Origin of the sequence: Pseudomonas sp. 22082 (genome assembly GCF_052046055.1) — a bacterium.
In the GTDB taxonomy this organism is placed as follows: Bacteria; Pseudomonadota; Gammaproteobacteria; order Pseudomonadales; family Pseudomonadaceae; genus Aquipseudomonas; species Aquipseudomonas pharyngis.
Genome location: NZ_JBQEQB010000013.1, coordinates 146,403 through 161,194, shown reverse-complemented (window position 1 = coordinate 161,194; position 14,792 = coordinate 146,403). Strand labels below are relative to the sequence as shown.

Genomic DNA, 14,792 nt, shown 5'->3' with positions numbered 1-14,792 from the left:
TCAGAACGTGGTGCGCAGCCCTACCTGAATGCTGCGCCCTTCTGCCGGCGCAATATCCCGCAGGATTGAGCTGGCGTAACGCACGGTCTGGTTGGTCAGGTTCTCGGCATTGACGAAGGCCAGCCACTTGCTCTGACCAACATCAAAGTGATAACCCACATTGGCCCCCAGCGTGGTGTAGCCGTCGGTGCTGCTTTCGTTGTCCGGCACCCGGTGCTGGGAACTGGCGTGTTCCACATCGATCCGCGCCTGCCAGCGATCCAGCTCCCACAACAACCCAGTGTTTAACCGCAGCGGCGCGATGCGCGGCAGGTCCTGGCCGTTGTCGAGGTTCTTGGCGCGGGTGTAGTCGCCCGACAGCTCCAGCGCAAACTTGCCGTAGGCGTTTTCGCCAAGGGTCCAGCGATCCTGCGCTTCGATACCGCTGAAGCGCGCCCGTACGCCGGAGTAGGTGTATTCAGGAATGCCATCGGCGTCTTCCTCGCCTTCGTCGTTGAGCGTGCGCCCGGTCCCGAGCAGACCAATGTAGTTGGAGAAATGGCTATAGAAAACGCCAACGCTACCCTTGTGGGTGCCGTTGTCGAAACGCAGGGCCAGGTCGCTGGAGACGGCTTTTTCTTTCGACAGCCCCGCATCCCCGACTTCATAAGTGCCGGTGGCGACGTGGGCGCCATTGGCGTAAAGCTCATAGAACGTCGGCGCACGCTCGGTGTAGCCCAGCGTGGCGGCGACCGACCAGATCGGCGTCAGCGTGTACACCGCACCGGATGACAGGCTGCCGGCGGTGAAACTGCTGGAGCGATCGGCATTGGCGAAACGCTCGTTGCCTTTGCCATCCGGGTCGACCGTGGTGTGTTCGAGGCGTCCGCCGAGGGTGAACAGCAGACGATCCGTGGCTTGCAGCTCTTCAAGAATGAACAGTGCACCGGCATCGGTATCGGTGTGCGGCACGAAGGCTTCTTCGCCCAGCGCCGAGAATTCGTTGCGACTGACTTGCGCGCCAATCACCCCGTTGAACGGACCCAGTGGCTGATGCCGGGCCTCGACCCGCGCCTCGTAGCCCTTGTTCTTGAACGTGGTGCCGACCTCGCCGCCTTCGATTTCCCGGTGCTGGTAATCGGTGTAGCCAGCGTCGAGTTTCACCGAGCTGAACGGGCCGTCGAGGTTGCGGATTTCCGAGGCGAACGCGTAGTGCTCCTGCTCCATGCGGATGCGCACATCGTCTTCGGCCGGCGAGCCGTAGTTCGAATCGTAATTGCTGTACGACAGCCCCGCGTAACCGTCATCCCAGGTGTAGGAACCGCCCACCGCACCGCCGTCCTGACGACCGTCGCTGTTGGCCAGCCGATGCTTTTTCGAATCGCCATCGTCGTTCGCCCGTTCACGGCCGGTTCTGGCGTAGCCGGGGATTTTCAGGTCATTGAACTCGCGGGCGCTGGCGTCCAGGTGCAAGGCGAACTGGCCGTTACCGGCTTCAAGCTTGCCGGCGCTGCTGCGGGTGGTGTCGGCGCCGCCGTAGCGCAACTCGCCGGCACCGTGGATGCCGTCGATGGCTTCGGTCGGGATGCGATTGTCGAAGGTGTTGACCACCCCGCCGATGGCGCTGCCGCCGTACAGCAAGGCCGCCGGGCCACGGACGATTTCGATGCGCTCGACATTGACCGGGTCCAGCGGCACTGCGTGATCGTAGGACAACGACGAGGCGTCCAGCGCGCCGACGCCGTTGCGCAGGATGCGAATGCGATCGCCGTCCTGCCCGCGAATGATCGGCCGACTGGCACCCGGGCCGAAGTAGGACGACGACACGCCCGGCTGCTTGTTCAGGGTTTCGCCGAGGCTGCCCTTTTGCTGCAGCGTCAGGTCATCGCCGCTCAACACGGTCGAGGGCGAGGCCAGGGTCTGACTGCCCAGCGGATTGCCGGTGATGACTTGCGGTTGCAGTTCCAGCGGGTCGGCGGCGAATGCGGGCGAAGCGATCAGCAGCGCCGAGGCCATGAGCGTCAGGCGGGGTTGGAAGGTGTGGAAGCGGGAAGGCATTTCAGGAATCCGTCAGGCAGAAAATTGAGGATCAATGCCAGCGCTACACAGGGTGTATTACCGGCACCGATCAGATGAAATCATTTTTATGTTATACAATAACATTTCTAATGACTATCCCGTTTCGCCCAGACACATGCAAACCAGCGCTCAAGCACGGGCATTTCAGCGCCCTGCCCCTGCAGGTTCCCTACACTTCGCGTGAGAGACTATGCCTATCAGGCACCAATAGTCGGCCTATTAGCTGACTTGCCAAGTCGGGTCTAGCCTTACTAGTCCGAAGTCGGCACGAGCCGGCCGCAGAAGACCTGATAAGGATCCCGAACATGGCAAATGAATCGAAATGCCCGTTCAATCACGCCGCCGGCGGTGGCACGACGAACCGCGATTGGTGGCCGAATCAACTGAACCTGAAAATCCTGAGTCAGCACTCGCCCGCATCCGATCCGATGGGCAAGGACTTCGACTATGCCAAGGCTTTCAAGAGCCTGGATTTCCAGGCCCTCAAACGCGATCTGACGGCGCTGATGACCGACTCCCAGGAGTGGTGGCCAGCGGACTTCGGCCACTACGGCCCGCTCTTCATCCGCATGGCCTGGCACAGCGCCGGCACCTATCGCACCGCTGACGGCCGTGGCGGCGCAGGCTCCGGCCAGCAACGCTTCGCCCCGCTCAACAGCTGGCCGGACAACGTCAGCCTCGACAAGGCCCGCCGCCTGCTGTGGCCGATCAAGCAAAAGTATGGCCGCAACATTTCCTGGGCCGACCTGATCGTGCTCACCGGCAACGTCGCGCTGGAATCGATGGGCTTCAAGACCTTCGGTTTCTCCGGTGGCCGCGCGGATGTCTGGGAACCGGACGAAGACGTGTACTGGGGCTCGGAAAACAAATGGCTGGGCGGCGATAACCGCTACGGCAAGGATCCGGAATCCATGCAGCCGCCGGGCGAAGGCACGCTGGTGGCCGAACCCGCCGAGCACGGCAATGAAGAGAGCCGCACCAATCAGGGCGAACGCAACCTCGAGAACCCGCTGGCCGCGGTGCAGATGGGCCTGATCTACGTGAACCCGGAAGGCCCCGAAGGCAATCCCGACCCGGTGGCCTCGGCCAAGGACATCCGCGAAACCTTCGGCCGCATGGCCATGAACGACGAAGAAACCGTCGCCCTGATCGCCGGTGGTCACGCCTTCGGCAAGACCCACGGCGCAGGCCCCGCCGACAACGTTGGCCCGGAACCGGAAGCCGCCGGCCTCGAAGAACAAGGCCTGGGCTGGAAGAACAGCTTCGGCACCGGCAAGGGCGCCGACACCATTACCAGCGGCCTGGAAGTGACCTGGACCACCACCCCGACCAAGTGGAGCAACAACTACCTGGAAAACCTGTTCGGCTTCGAGTGGGAACTGACCAAGAGCCCCGCCGGCGCCCATCAGTGGAAACCGAAAAACGGCGCCGGGGCCGGCACCATTCCCCACGCCCACGACCCGAACAAACGCATCGACCCGACCATGCTCACCTCCGACCTGGCCCTGCGTTTCGACCCGGCCTACGAGAAGATTTCGCGGCGCTTCCTGGCCAATCCCGATCAACTGGCCGATGCCTTCGCCCGCGCCTGGTACAAACTGATTCACCGCGACATGGGCCCGCTGTCACGCTATCTCGGCCCGGAATTGCCGCAGGAAGAACTGCTGTGGCAAGACCCGATTCCCGAGACCACGCATCCACTGGTGGACGACAGCGATATCAGGGCGCTGAAAGGCAAAATACTGGCGTCGGGGCTGTCCGTTTCGGAACTGGTTTCCACCGCCTGGGCGGCCGCATCGACCTTCCGGGGTTCGGACAAGCGCGGCGGCGCCAATGGCGGGCGTCTGCGTCTGGCACCGCAGAAATTCTGGCAGGCCAACCAGCCTGAGCAACTGGACAAGGTGCTGAAAGTCCTCGAGGGCATTCAAAACGAGTTCAACACTGGAGCGACAGGCAAGCAAGTCTCGCTGGCGGACCTGATCGTGCTGGCCGGTAACGCCGGTGTCGAGCAAGCGGCGCAAAACGCCGGGCATACGGTGACTGTGCCGTTCAATCCGGGGCGCACCGATGCGACTCAGGAGCAAACCGATGTCGAGTCATTCGGCTTCCTCGAACCGCACACCGACGGCTTCCGCAACTACGCCGCCAACACCTATCGCGTGCCGGCCGAAGCGTTGCTGATCGACAAGGCACAACTGCTGACCCTTTCCGCCCCGGAAATGACCGTGCTGATCGGCGGTCTGCGGGTGCTGGACACCAACGTCGGCAAGACGAAACACGGGGTGTTCACCGACAAACCCGGCTCCCTCACAAACGACTTCTTCCGCAACCTGCTGGACATGGGTGTGGAATGGAAACCGACGTCGAAAACCGAGTTCGAAGGCCGCGACCGTAAAACCGGCAGCGTGAAATGGACGGCGACCCGGGTCGATCTGGTATTCGGTTCCAACGCGATACTGCGGGCGTTGGCCGAGGTGTATGCCAGCTCCGATGCGAAGGAAAAGTTCGTCAACGACTTCGTTGCTGCGTGGGCGAAGGTGATGGATCTGGATCGGTTTGATTTGCGCCAATAAACCTTTTTCATCCATCCACAAAGAACGCCGCTCATCGAGCGGCGTTTTTTATTGCCCTGAACCAGCGTCAGGCAAGGCTTTTGCTGACCACTTCGTACACATCGCTGGACAGCTGCCCCGAAGCCAAAATCCGCTCCAGCTCCGCCTTCATCAGCGCCTGACGAGCGCCGTCATACTTGCGCCAGCGCGTCAGCGGCGCCAGTTGACGCGAAGCGATCTGCGGGTTGAAGCCGTTCAGCTCGATCACCAGATCCGCGAGGAAGCGATAACCCGAGCCATCCGCCGCGTGGAAGTTGATCAGGTTCTGCCCGGCGAACGCACCGACCAGCGCACGCACCTTGTTCGGGTTCTTGATGTTGAACGCCGGGTGCTGCATCAGCGCTTTCACACGTTCCAGACCGCCCGGCAAGGTGCTGCCGGCCTGCACGCTGAACCACTGATCCATGACCAGCGGATTGTCCTTGAAGTGCTCGGCGAAACTGGCCAGTGCGGTGGCTTTCTGCTCGTCGAACGGCGAGTTGACCAGCACCGCCAGCGCGGTCAGGCGCTCGGTCATGTTGTCGCAGCTGTCGAACTGTTCCAGGGTTGCTGCCAGCACTTGCGGCTTGCCGCTGAGCATCAGGTACGACAGCGCGATGTTCTGCAACGCGCGACGGGCGAAATGCTCGGCTTCGGCCACGTACGGGGTTTGCTTCGACAGGTCGCGGTTGGCCTGATAACGCAGCCACAGGGCCTCGAACAGGTTGTCCGCCAGTTGCTGACGGGCGAACTCGCGGGCGGTGTGGATCGCGTCCACGTCGGCGATTTCGCTGATTTCGGTCAGATAGGCTTCGCTTGGAAGCGAGAGCATTTCCGCGACCATCGCCTGATCCAGCGACTCGTCCGACAGCACGGTGCGCAGCGCGGAAACCAGACGCGGGTCGAGCACCAGGCTTTCGCCCTTCTGCTGCTGGCCGATCAACTCTTGCAGCACCTGCACCGACAGTTGCTGGCCGGCATCCCAACGATTGAAACCATCGGTGTCGTGCTGCATCAGGAACATCAGCTGATCGCGGTTGTACGGGAAGCTCAGTTTCACCGGCGCCGAGAAGCCACGCAGCAAGGACGGCAGCGGTTGTTCGGCGATGTCGACGAAGGTGAAGGTCTGCTCGGCTTCGGTCACCGAAATCACCCGGGTGGTGCCTTGAGCCGAGTCTTCGCCGGCCAGACGCAGGGCAATCTCGTTGCCCTGGCTGTCGAGCAGGCCCAGTTCGACCGGAATCACGAACGGCAGCTTTTCAACCTTGTCCGGGGTTTCCGGGCAGCTCTGGCGGAAGGTCAGGCTGTAGGTTTTCGCGGAGGCGTCGTAAGACTCGCTCACCGCCAGACGCGGTGTGCCGGCCTGGCTGTACCAGCGCTTGAACTGAGTCAGGTCGACGCCGTTGGCATCTTCCATGGCCTTGATGAAGTCATCGCAGGTCACGGCCTGGCCGTCGTGGCGTTCGAAGTACAGATCGCTGCCCTTGCGGAAGCCTTCGGCGCCCAGCAGGGTGTGGATCATGCCGACCACTTCCGAGCCCTTTTCGTACACGGTCAGGGTGTAGAAGTTGGAAATCTCGATGAAGCTGTCCGGGCGCACGGCGTGGGCCATGGGACCTGCATCTTCGGCGAACTGGTGGGTACGCAGGTACGCCACGTCCTGAATGCGCTTGACCGTGGCCGAGTTCATGTCAGAGGAGAAACCGGCATCGCGGAACACCGTGAAGCCTTCCTTCAGCGACAGCTGGAACCAGTCGCGGCAGGTCACGCGGTTGCCCGACCAGTTGTGGAAGTATTCGTGGGCGACGATCGCTTCGACCCGCTGGTGCGCAGCGTCGGTGGCGGTTTCGGCGCGGGCCAGCACGGCGCTGGAGTTGAAGATGTTGAGGCCCTTGTTCTCCATGGCGCCCATGTTGAAGTCGTTGACGGCGACGATCATGAAGATGTCCAGATCGTACTCGCGACCGTAGACCTCTTCGTCCCAGCGCATCGACTTCTTCAGGCTGTTCATGGCGTGCTGGCACTTGTCGATGTTTTCCGGCTCGACGTAAATGCGCAGCGCCACGTTGCGGTTGGTCATGGTGGTGAAGGAGTCTTCAACGCACCACAGGTCACCGGCCACCAGCGCGAACAGGTACGCCGGTTTCATGAACGGGTCTTCCCAGGTCGCCCAGTGCCGACCATCTTCGCCAGGGCCGCTGGCGATCGGGTTGCCGTTGGACAGCAACACCGGATAGCTGTGCTGCTCGGCCACTACGGTGGTGGTGAACTTGCTCATCACGTCCGGGCGGTCGAGGTAATAGGTGATCTTGCGGAAGCCTTCGGCCTCGCACTGGGTGCAGAACATCGTGCCGGACTTGTACAGGCCTTCCAGTGCAGTGTTGGTTTCCGGGTGGATCCTGACGCTGGTGTCGACCGTGAAGGTTTCGCTGGCCGGTTGCAGGGTCAGGTGATTTTCCGTCAGCTGGTAGTCGGCGGCGCTCAGTTCCTGGTCGGCCAGGGTCACCGAGAGCAACTCCAGCTGCTGGCCATCGAGCACCAGCGGCGGCAGGCCCGGGCCACGGGCCGGGTTGCGGCGCATCACCAGTTGCGCGTGGACCAGACTGTGGTCCTCGAACAACTCGAAGGTCAGGTGTGTTTCGTCGATCAGGTACTCGGGCGCCTGATAGTCCTTCAGGTAAATCATCTTCGGTTGTTCGGTGCGCATGCTGAAGTCCTTATTGATGCACGGCGAGCTGGTAAGCCGTGTATTTACGAATGTTGATCACGCCGGTGTCGAAGATCAGGTACTGGCCCTTGATCCCCAGCAGCGTGCCTTCGGCAATCGGGTTCTTGTCCAGGTTGAAGCTGACGATCTTGGCCGGGTACTGCTCGACCGGGTAGCGGATTTCCAGCGGATCGACATCGGCGATGGTCTGAATGGCCTGGAGACCGAATCGCTCCTGCAAACCTTGCAGACCCGGGGCGCAGCTTTCGAACAGTTGATCGCGCACCTGCGCCAGATCCACCGCCGCCGCGTCGCCCTTGAGCAAGGCGCGCCAGTTGGTCTTGTCCGCCACCTGGCTGCGGAACAGGTCTTCGACAAAGCCCGACTGCTGCCGCGTCGAAACGCGCATGATCGGCAGCGCCTGACTGGCGCCCTGGTCGAGCCAGCGGGTCGGCAACTGGGTGGCGCGAGTGATGCCGACCTTGATCCCCGACGAATTGGCCAGGTAGACGATGTGGTCGGTCATGCAGAACTTCTCGCCCCACTCCGGCTCACGGCAGGTGCCGGCCTCGAAGTGGCAGCGCTCCGGGCTCATGATGCAAATGTCGCACTGGGCGAGTTTGGTCATGCACGGGTAGCAGTAGCCTTGACTGAAACTGGTCTTGGTCCTGCGCCCGCAATGGGTGCAGTGAATCGCCCCCAGGTATTCCAGACGCACCGTGCTGCCGATCAACGGGTTGACCGGCACCTCGACGTCATCCAGACGAAACGCGTACTGCACGATCGGCCCGTCCAGGCGTGCCGACATTTTGCTGATTGCACCGCGGCCGATCTCGATCAATGGAGGGCGTCCGACTTGAACAGGATGTTCGGTACTTCGATCGACTTCGACGCGCATTCCTGCGGGCCCATGTAACCGGTGCGCTCTTCCTCGGGCAGGTTCTGCATTTCCCAGGCGATCATTGCCTGCAACGACAGCTCGCGCTGCTCGGCGGTGAGTTTGCCGCCGTCGGACCATTTGCCGATCTCTACCGCCAGTTTCAGGCTCTGGTAGATGTCCGGGGTGATGTTCTTGATCAAATCGTTAAAAGAGGACATCAGGGTCTCCGTGCTCTTTATTCAAAAAATTCAGGCGGCCAGTTTACGGCGGTTGTACAAACCGCCCAACAAACCGGTTAAGCATCCGATGAGTAACCCGCTGACGTGGGCAGCGTTGGCGATTTCGCCGAAACCGATCATCGAGATCAGCCCGGACATGCACACCAGCAACCACACCAGCATCATTGCCAGCACGCCGCGCGGCAGGCGATAGGCCGGGTTCGGCGCCAGCAACTGGAAGATCCAGCAGTGACCGAGCAATCCGTAAAGTACGCCGGACAGGCCGCCGAACAGGCTCGGGCCGCTCCACGCGAATTGCGCATAGTTGGAAACCAGGCCGAACAGCAGCGTCAGACCGATCAGGTTGACGCTGCCCTGGCGCGACTCGATGCGCCGCCCCAGCTCCCAGTACCACATGCCGTTCATGGCCAGGTGCAGGATGCCGAAGTGGATCAGCATCGGCGTAAACAGGCGCCACCACTGCCCCGCTGCCAGGCTGTCGGCCAGTGGTGTGAAGTGGATGTAGTCGCCGACCACGCGAAAATCGAGGAAGGTCAGCCAACGCATGGTGTCGAGGTTATCGCCAAGGAAGGTCAACCCGCCGACGATCAGGCTCAGCAGCAGAATGAATCCGGTGGCTTTGGCATGTTTCAGTTGCTCGGCGAAGCTAGGGCGCTTGAACGTCGGCGCCGCCGGAATTTCCAGCTGCTGATCCGGGTCGCCCGCCGGGAAACGCTCGTACAGCGAGCGCACGTCGTCGCTGATTTCCGAGGGCACCCACAACACCTGCTCGCCCGCCTCTTCGCTGACACGATGGGGCACTTGCATGCGTTGCAGCAGTTTGACGAACCCACTCAGGTCCGCCGCCAACGGCACACGCAAGACCGCTATGGCACTCATCGCAGCACCTCCGGCCGCTCGACGTCGACCCAGACAAATTTATGCGGATCGAGGCGGGTTTCCTGATCCAGACGATAGGCCACCAGTTTGCCGTAGAGCACCGCGCTGTAATCCAGGCACGCGAGGTTCGGCCGGATCGGCGCCGGTTTGCCGCTGCGCCAGTAATGACCGACGAACAGCAACGGCTCATCGACGCCGTAGCGCAGCAGGGAATTCTTTTCGCTGGAAGTCAGCGGCTTCTGCGCCACCGGCTCCGGCAGCGCATCTGGCTGGAACACGATGTCGCCGTAGGTCTGCGGGTCGTCTTCCCAGAACTTGGTGCGGAAGAACGAACGCACCAGGCCATCGCCGCTGGTCATGGTCAGGCCATCCGGCAGACGCATGTCGGTGCCGCGCAGCAGGCGATCGAACACTGTGCAGGCGAAACTGCCCGGCACCGCCGATGCCTGGAGGAAGTGCTCGTCGATGCAGCCATCGCGGAACAGCGCGCGCAGCGGCTCGATCAGGCCGGCATCCCAACAGGCATGCACCACGCGGAAACGTCCGGCGTCGACGAACAGTGGCAGTTGGTAGAACCATTGCTGGAAATCGTGCCAGTCGCCCGGATGATCTTCGAACTGGGTCAGGGTTTCGTGCAGCAACCGGGCATGGCGCGGGGTGTGTTCACGGACGAACTGCTTGCCGCTGCCCGGAGGCGCCGGGGTGCTCCAGCCGAGTGCGTTGAACTCGTGGTTGCCCATGATGCACAACGCCTGACCGGCCTCGACCATGTCGTGGACGATGTGCAGCGCCTCGCGAATCCGCGGGCCGCGGTCGATGATGTCGCCGACAAACACGGCCATGCGCGACGGATGCCGCCAGACCCCGCCCTGCTTGTGGTAACCGAGACGGTCCAGCAGGTGTTCCAGGGTCAGGGCGCATCCGTGCACGTCACCAATCAGGTCATAACTGCGCGCGGGATCGAGCATCAGTCGCCTCCACCACCCAACTTGCTGCCCCAGCCGAGCTTGGTCCGGCAGACTTCGTAGTAGTTGTGGTCGAGCGGATGAATCAGCCGCAGCTTCTGCGCTTTCTTGCTGACGGTGATGGTGTCGCCCGGCGCGCAGGTGAAGTGGTTCTGCCCGTCGCAGGAGACCTGCGGGTAGATCTGCATATCTTTGGACACGACGATTTTCAGCTCACTGTTGCCATCGACCACGATCGGTCTGCCCGACAAGGTATGGGGGTACATCGGCACAATCACAATAGCGTCAAGCTTGGGATGCATGATCGGGCCACCGGCGGACAGTGCGTACGCGGTGGAACCGGTCGGAGTGGCGACGATCAGGCCGTCGGCCTTCTGGCTGCAGACGAACTGGCCGTCGATGTACAGCTCGAACTCGATCATCCGCGTCGATTTGCCCGGGTGCAGCACCACGTCGTTCAGCGCGTCGCCCTGGCCGATGGCCTCGGCGTGACGACGGACTTCGGCCTGCAGCAGGAAGCGGTTTTCCACCAGATAATGGCCGTCGAGCACTTCGGCGACCTTGATTTCCAGCTCGTCGGGGCGAATATCGGTGAGAAAGCCGAGGCTGCCACGGTTGATCCCGAGTACCGGAATATTGTGTTTGGCCAGTGCCCGCGCCGCGCCGAGCAGGCTGCCGTCACCGCCGACCACGATCACCATGTCGCAGACTTCGCCGAGCATCTTGCGTGACGAAGTTTGCAGGCCATGGCCCGGCAGGACTTCGGCGATGGTGTCTTCGAGAATCACATGCAGGTGACGATCGAGCAGGAAGCGTTTCAGTCGGCGGACGGTATCCAGCACCTGGGAGCTGCCCAGGCGACCGATGATGCCGATATTACGAAATTGCTCCATGGGACTCCTGCGGGGGACTGAGACGGCGAAAAGCACGATTATGGGCGAAAGCGCCGGATAGACAAAATCCTTTCAGCCCCGAGGCTGCACCGGTGTTTGAGGCTATGCTCGCAAGATGATCCTATTTCCCGATTTGCTGCAGTTGCCCCACCAGTTACGCCACCCCGAGGTGCGTGATCTGGCGTGGGTGATCCTCGCCCCGCCGATGCTCGCCGCCACCCCGTGGCCGCAGCGCCATCCGCTGGCGGGCAGCGACTGGGTCAGCGACCCCGAGCGGCTGGAACACTGGTTGCGCCAGCTTGATCGCGACAGTTACGGCCTGCTGCACTGGCTGTCCCAGGCCCGTACCCGGCGCCTGGGCCTGTATTACGAGCGGTTGTGGCAATTTGCGGTGGAGCAGGCGCCAGGCATCGAACTGATCGCCGCCAACCTGCCGATCCGCCGCGACGGTCACACCCTCGGCGAGCTGGACATGCTGCTGCGCGACCGCGACGGCGTGCATCACCTGGAACTGGCGATCAAGCTCTACCTCGGCCCACAGAACGGCGACGGGCATGATCCGGCGTCGTGGCTGGGGCCGGGCTGTCATGATCGACTGGATCGCAAACTGGCGCATTTGAGCGAACATCAGCTGCCGATCTCCGCGCGCCCGGAAAGCCGCGAAGTGCTGGCGGCGCTGGATGTCGGGTCGTTCAGTGCGCAACTGTGGCTGGGCGGATACTTGCTGTATCCGTGGCCCGGCCAGTCGGTGCCACCCAGCGGCGCCCATCCTCAGCATTTGCGTGGCAGTTGGCTGCATCAGAAAGACTGGCCGGCGTTTGTCGCCCAGCGCCCGGCCGGACGCTGGCAACCCCTGCCCCGCCACGCCTGGCTGGCGCCGGCGCACTACCCGGCGGAGCAGACCTGGAGCAACGGGCACTTGCAGGCCTGGCTCGATGAACTCGAACCGCTGGCCCCGGCGCAACTGATGGTGCGCCTGACCGAAAATGCCCGGGGCGAGTGGGAAGAAGCCGAGCGGCTGTTTCTGGTGTCGGACCTGTGGCCGAATGTGCCGGGCCAATCCTGATTTCTGTGCCGTCTGATCCGGCCCCTTCGCTGGCAAGTCGAGTCGTCGCACCGCAGCGATTGAGCCGACTCGGTCTAAATGGAAAGTCTCACGGCGAGTGCCGCCAAGGTCACCAACAGAACCGGCACCGTCAGCACGATCCCGACCTTGAAGTAATACCCCCAGCCGATCTTGATGTTCTTGCGCTCCAGCACATGCAGCCAGAGCAAGGTCGCCAGACTGCCGATCGGGGTGATTTTCGGCCCCAGGTCGCTGCCGATCACGTTGGCGTAGATCATCGCCTCCTTCACCACACCGCTGGCCTGGCTGGCATCGATCGACAGCAGACCGACCAGCACCGTCGGCAGGTTGTTCATGATCGAGGACAACAAGGCCGTCAGCACCCCGGTGCCCATCGCCGCTCCCCATACACCGTAATCGCCGAATACATTGAGCCACCCGGCCAGATAATCGGTGAGCCCGGCATTGCGCAGCCCGTAGACCACCAAATACATGCCCAGCGAGAAAATCACGATCTGCCACGGCGCCTCTTTCATCACCTTGCGCGTGGAGATCTTGTGCCCGCGCGCGGCAATCGCCAGCAACAGCGCCGCGCACACCGCCGAGATCGCACTGATCGGAATGCCCAGCGGCTCCAGCGCGAAACAGCCGATCAGCAGAATCACCAGCACCGCCCAACCGGCGTAGAACGTGGCTTTGTCGTGGATGGCGGTTTGCGGGTGTTCAAGCTGTTCCGGGTCGTAGGCCTTGGGAATGTCGCGGCGGAAGAACCACAGCAACATGCCCAGCGTGGCAGCGACGCTGACAAAGTTGACCGGCACCATCACCGCCGCATACCGGTTGAATCCGATGTGAAAGAAATCGGCCGAGACGATATTCACCAGGTTCGACACCACCAGCGGCAGGCTCGCGGTGTCGGCAATGAACCCCGCGCCCATGACGAACGCCAAAGTCGTCGCCGGGGAAAAACGCAGGGCCAGCAGCATGGAAATCACGATAGGCGTGAGGATCAGCGCCGCACCGTCATTGGCGAACAGCGCCGACACCAGCGCGCCGAGCAGCACCATAAAGGCAAACAGCTTGCGCCCGCTGCCCCGCCCCCAGCGCGCCACGTGCAAGGCCGCCCAAGCGAAAAAACCGGCTTCATCGAGCAGCAGACTGATGATGATCAGCGCCACGAACGTGCCGGTGGCGTTCCAGATGATTTGCCATACCAGCGGGATGTCGCTCAGATGCACCACGCCGAAAATCAGCGCAACGATGGCGCCGAATGTTGCACTCCAGCCGACCCCGAGGCCTTTGGGTTGCCAGATCACCAGGGTAATGGTCAGCAGGAAAATCAGTGACGCAGCGAGCATTCGCGACAGCCTTCAATAAAAGGGAAAAATTGAGCCACACCACAAAACCTGTGGGAGCGAGCCNCAGCTGATACACCGAGATCGCGAGCAGGCTCGCTCCCACAGGGGCAATATCTTGTCAGAAAATTCAGCGAATCACTTCTTGTGCTGCGCCACCCACTCACCAAACGCATTGATGAAGCTTTGCAGAAACGGCTTCACCGACTCGTTAAGCTTGCCCGCTTCATCGAACGCCGTGCCCGCGCCGCCCAGGTAGGCTTCCGGCTGCTGCATGCAAGGCACGTTGAGGAAAACAAAGGACTGACGCAGATGCTGGTTGGCGCCAAAACCGCCGATGGCACCTGGCGAAACGCTGATCACCGCCCCCGGCTTGCCGCTCCAGACACTCTTGCCATAGGGCCGCGAACCGACGTCGATCGCGTTCTTCAAAGGCGCCGGCACCGAGCGGTTGTACTCCGGGGTGACAAACAGCAGAGCGTCGGATGAACCCACTTTTTGCCGGAAAGTGCTGTAGGCTGCCGGCGGTGAATCGCCGTCGATGTCTTCGTTGTAGAGTGGCAGATCGCCAATTTCGACAATGTTCAGCTTGAGATTGGCCGGTGCCAGTTCCGCCAGCGCCAGGGCGACCTTGCGGTTGATGGACGCCTTGCGCAGGCTGCCGACCACTACTGCGACGTTATAGACATTGCTCATTGGAAGACTCTCGACTGTCCGTGGGAGGAGCCAGTAGTTATAGATGATCCGATGACGATTCCACCAGACGCCGAAGGTTATTTCCCGCGTCTGGAATATTTTTTTCCTGTAGGAAAACTTACCAAGCTCGATGACGGTCTACCAAGCCGCAAATCAAGCGTTTTATCTCCAGAGGTTCTAAGCAGATGGCAGCAGTACTCGTCGGTCAGTTCCATGCAAGAGATGCGGAAGGCCGCGTTTATTCCGTGCATGAGTTCCAGGAATCCAACCCGTCGGCAGACGGCTTCACCGGCACGGAGCCCGTTACCACCTACAAGCTGGCGATTGGCGACCGCGTCAACAAAATCGACGACAACGAGTTTTTGCTGGTTCAATCGGGCATCACCCTGATCCGCGAACCCGAGCCATCGGTCGCTTCATAACCGATCGTTATGAGCAGAAGTCATCCGCGCCGAGTTGGGGT

The 14,792-nt window shown here is 61.9% G+C and carries 12 protein-coding genes; 3 read left to right on the top strand and 9 right to left on the bottom strand.

Annotation, left to right across the window (positions count from 1 at the left end):
* Nucleotides 1-2,037 carry a TonB-dependent receptor gene (locus tag ACTJK9_RS17070; protein ID WP_440815001.1) on the bottom strand — a complete coding sequence of 679 codons (2,037 nt, stop codon included), beginning with the start codon at nt 2,035-2,037 and terminating at the stop codon, nt 1-3.
* A gap of 326 nt (nt 2,038-2,363) precedes the next feature.
* Here ACTJK9_RS17070 and katG point away from each other — a divergent pair, with 326 nt between their 5' ends.
* Nucleotides 2,364-4,631, top strand: a complete 2,268-nt coding sequence (gene katG / locus ACTJK9_RS17065; protein WP_085613079.1) for a catalase/peroxidase HPI — start codon at nt 2,364-2,366, stop codon at nt 4,629-4,631.
* Between the two features lie 67 nt (nt 4,632-4,698).
* Here the strand turns inward: katG and pepN are convergent, their stop codons facing one another.
* The 6 genes from pepN to ACTJK9_RS17035 are packed head-to-tail and all read right to left on the bottom strand — an operon-like array spanning nt 4,699 to nt 11,212.
* The gene (gene pepN / locus ACTJK9_RS17060; protein ID WP_440814999.1) at nt 4,699-7,356 is read right to left on the bottom strand and encodes an aminopeptidase N; all 2,658 of its coding nucleotides are present in this window, start codon (nt 7,354-7,356) and stop codon (nt 4,699-4,701) included.
* Between the two features lie 10 nt (nt 7,357-7,366).
* Nucleotides 7,367-8,197, bottom strand: a complete 831-nt coding sequence (locus ACTJK9_RS17055) for a DUF2797 domain-containing protein (protein ID WP_440814997.1) — start codon at nt 8,195-8,197, stop codon at nt 7,367-7,369.
* Nucleotides 8,194-8,454: a YeaC family protein gene (locus ACTJK9_RS17050; RefSeq protein ID WP_011333626.1), complete on the bottom strand. Its 261-nt coding sequence runs from the start codon at nt 8,452-8,454 to the stop codon at nt 8,194-8,196. Before ACTJK9_RS17050 ends, ACTJK9_RS17055 begins: the two co-directional genes overlap by 4 nt.
* A gap of 30 nt (nt 8,455-8,484) precedes the next feature.
* A complete protein-coding gene (locus tag ACTJK9_RS17045) occupies nt 8,485-9,354 on the bottom strand; it encodes a rhomboid family intramembrane serine protease (RefSeq protein ID WP_440814995.1) in 870 nt (289 codons plus the stop codon).
* Nucleotides 9,351-10,325 (bottom strand): metallophosphoesterase, encoded by a 975-nt coding sequence (locus tag ACTJK9_RS17040; protein ID WP_440815020.1) that lies wholly within the window; start codon nt 10,323-10,325, stop codon nt 9,351-9,353. Before ACTJK9_RS17040 ends, ACTJK9_RS17045 begins: the two co-directional genes overlap by 4 nt.
* Nucleotides 10,322-11,212 (bottom strand): NAD(+) kinase, encoded by an 891-nt coding sequence (locus ACTJK9_RS17035; protein ID WP_011333623.1) that lies wholly within the window; start codon nt 11,210-11,212, stop codon nt 10,322-10,324. The genes ACTJK9_RS17040 and ACTJK9_RS17035 overlap by 4 nt, the downstream gene beginning before the upstream one ends.
* Nucleotides 11,213-11,327: 115 nt before the next feature.
* Between ACTJK9_RS17035 and ACTJK9_RS17030 the strand changes: the two genes are divergently transcribed.
* Nucleotides 11,328-12,278 (top strand): DUF1853 family protein, encoded by a 951-nt coding sequence (locus ACTJK9_RS17030; protein ID WP_440814993.1) that lies wholly within the window; start codon nt 11,328-11,330, stop codon nt 12,276-12,278.
* Between the two features lie 74 nt (nt 12,279-12,352).
* Here ACTJK9_RS17030 and ACTJK9_RS17025 read toward each other — a convergent pair whose 3' ends face one another.
* Both ACTJK9_RS17025 and ACTJK9_RS17020 read right to left on the bottom strand, forming a co-directional pair.
* The gene (locus ACTJK9_RS17025; protein WP_085613075.1) at nt 12,353-13,636 is read right to left on the bottom strand and encodes an arsenic transporter; all 1,284 of its coding nucleotides are present in this window, start codon (nt 13,634-13,636) and stop codon (nt 12,353-12,355) included.
* A gap of 135 nt (nt 13,637-13,771) precedes the next feature.
* Entirely contained in the window at nt 13,772-14,329 is a 558-nt protein-coding gene (locus tag ACTJK9_RS17020; RefSeq protein ID WP_007956924.1) for an NADPH-dependent FMN reductase, read from the bottom strand.
* A 185-nt stretch (nt 14,330-14,514) separates the two neighbouring features.
* Here ACTJK9_RS17020 and ACTJK9_RS17015 point away from each other — a divergent pair, with 185 nt between their 5' ends.
* The gene (locus ACTJK9_RS17015; protein ID WP_007956926.1) at nt 14,515-14,751 is read left to right on the top strand and encodes a hypothetical protein; all 237 of its coding nucleotides are present in this window, start codon (nt 14,515-14,517) and stop codon (nt 14,749-14,751) included.
* Nucleotides 14,752-14,792 lie beyond the last annotated feature (41 nt).

Excerpts from the sequence above, each read along its gene's own strand:
- ACTJK9_RS17070 (WP_440815001.1), bottom strand. The coding sequence starts at position 2,037 with ATGCCTTCCCGCTTCCACACCTTCCAACCCCGCCTGACGCTCATGGCC.
- katG (WP_085613079.1), top strand. The coding sequence starts at position 2,364 with ATGGCAAATGAATCGAAATGCCCGTTCAATCACGCCGCCGGCGGTGGC.
- pepN (WP_440814999.1), bottom strand. The coding sequence starts at position 7,356 with ATGCGCACCGAACAACCGAAGATGATTTACCTGAAGGACTATCAGGCG.
- ACTJK9_RS17050 (WP_011333626.1), bottom strand. The coding sequence starts at position 8,454 with ATGTCCTCTTTTAACGATTTGATCAAGAACATCACCCCGGACATCTAC.
- ACTJK9_RS17045 (WP_440814995.1), bottom strand. The coding sequence starts at position 9,354 with ATGAGTGCCATAGCGGTCTTGCGTGTGCCGTTGGCGGCGGACCTGAGT.
- ACTJK9_RS17035 (WP_011333623.1), bottom strand. The coding sequence starts at position 11,212 with ATGGAGCAATTTCGTAATATCGGCATCATCGGTCGCCTGGGCAGCTCC.
- ACTJK9_RS17030 (WP_440814993.1), top strand. The coding sequence starts at position 11,328 with ATGATCCTATTTCCCGATTTGCTGCAGTTGCCCCACCAGTTACGCCAC.
- ACTJK9_RS17025 (WP_085613075.1), bottom strand. The coding sequence starts at position 13,636 with ATGCTCGCTGCGTCACTGATTTTCCTGCTGACCATTACCCTGGTGATC.
- ACTJK9_RS17020 (WP_007956924.1), bottom strand. The coding sequence starts at position 14,329 with ATGAGCAATGTCTATAACGTCGCAGTAGTGGTCGGCAGCCTGCGCAAG.
- ACTJK9_RS17015 (WP_007956926.1), top strand. The coding sequence starts at position 14,515 with ATGGCAGCAGTACTCGTCGGTCAGTTCCATGCAAGAGATGCGGAAGGC.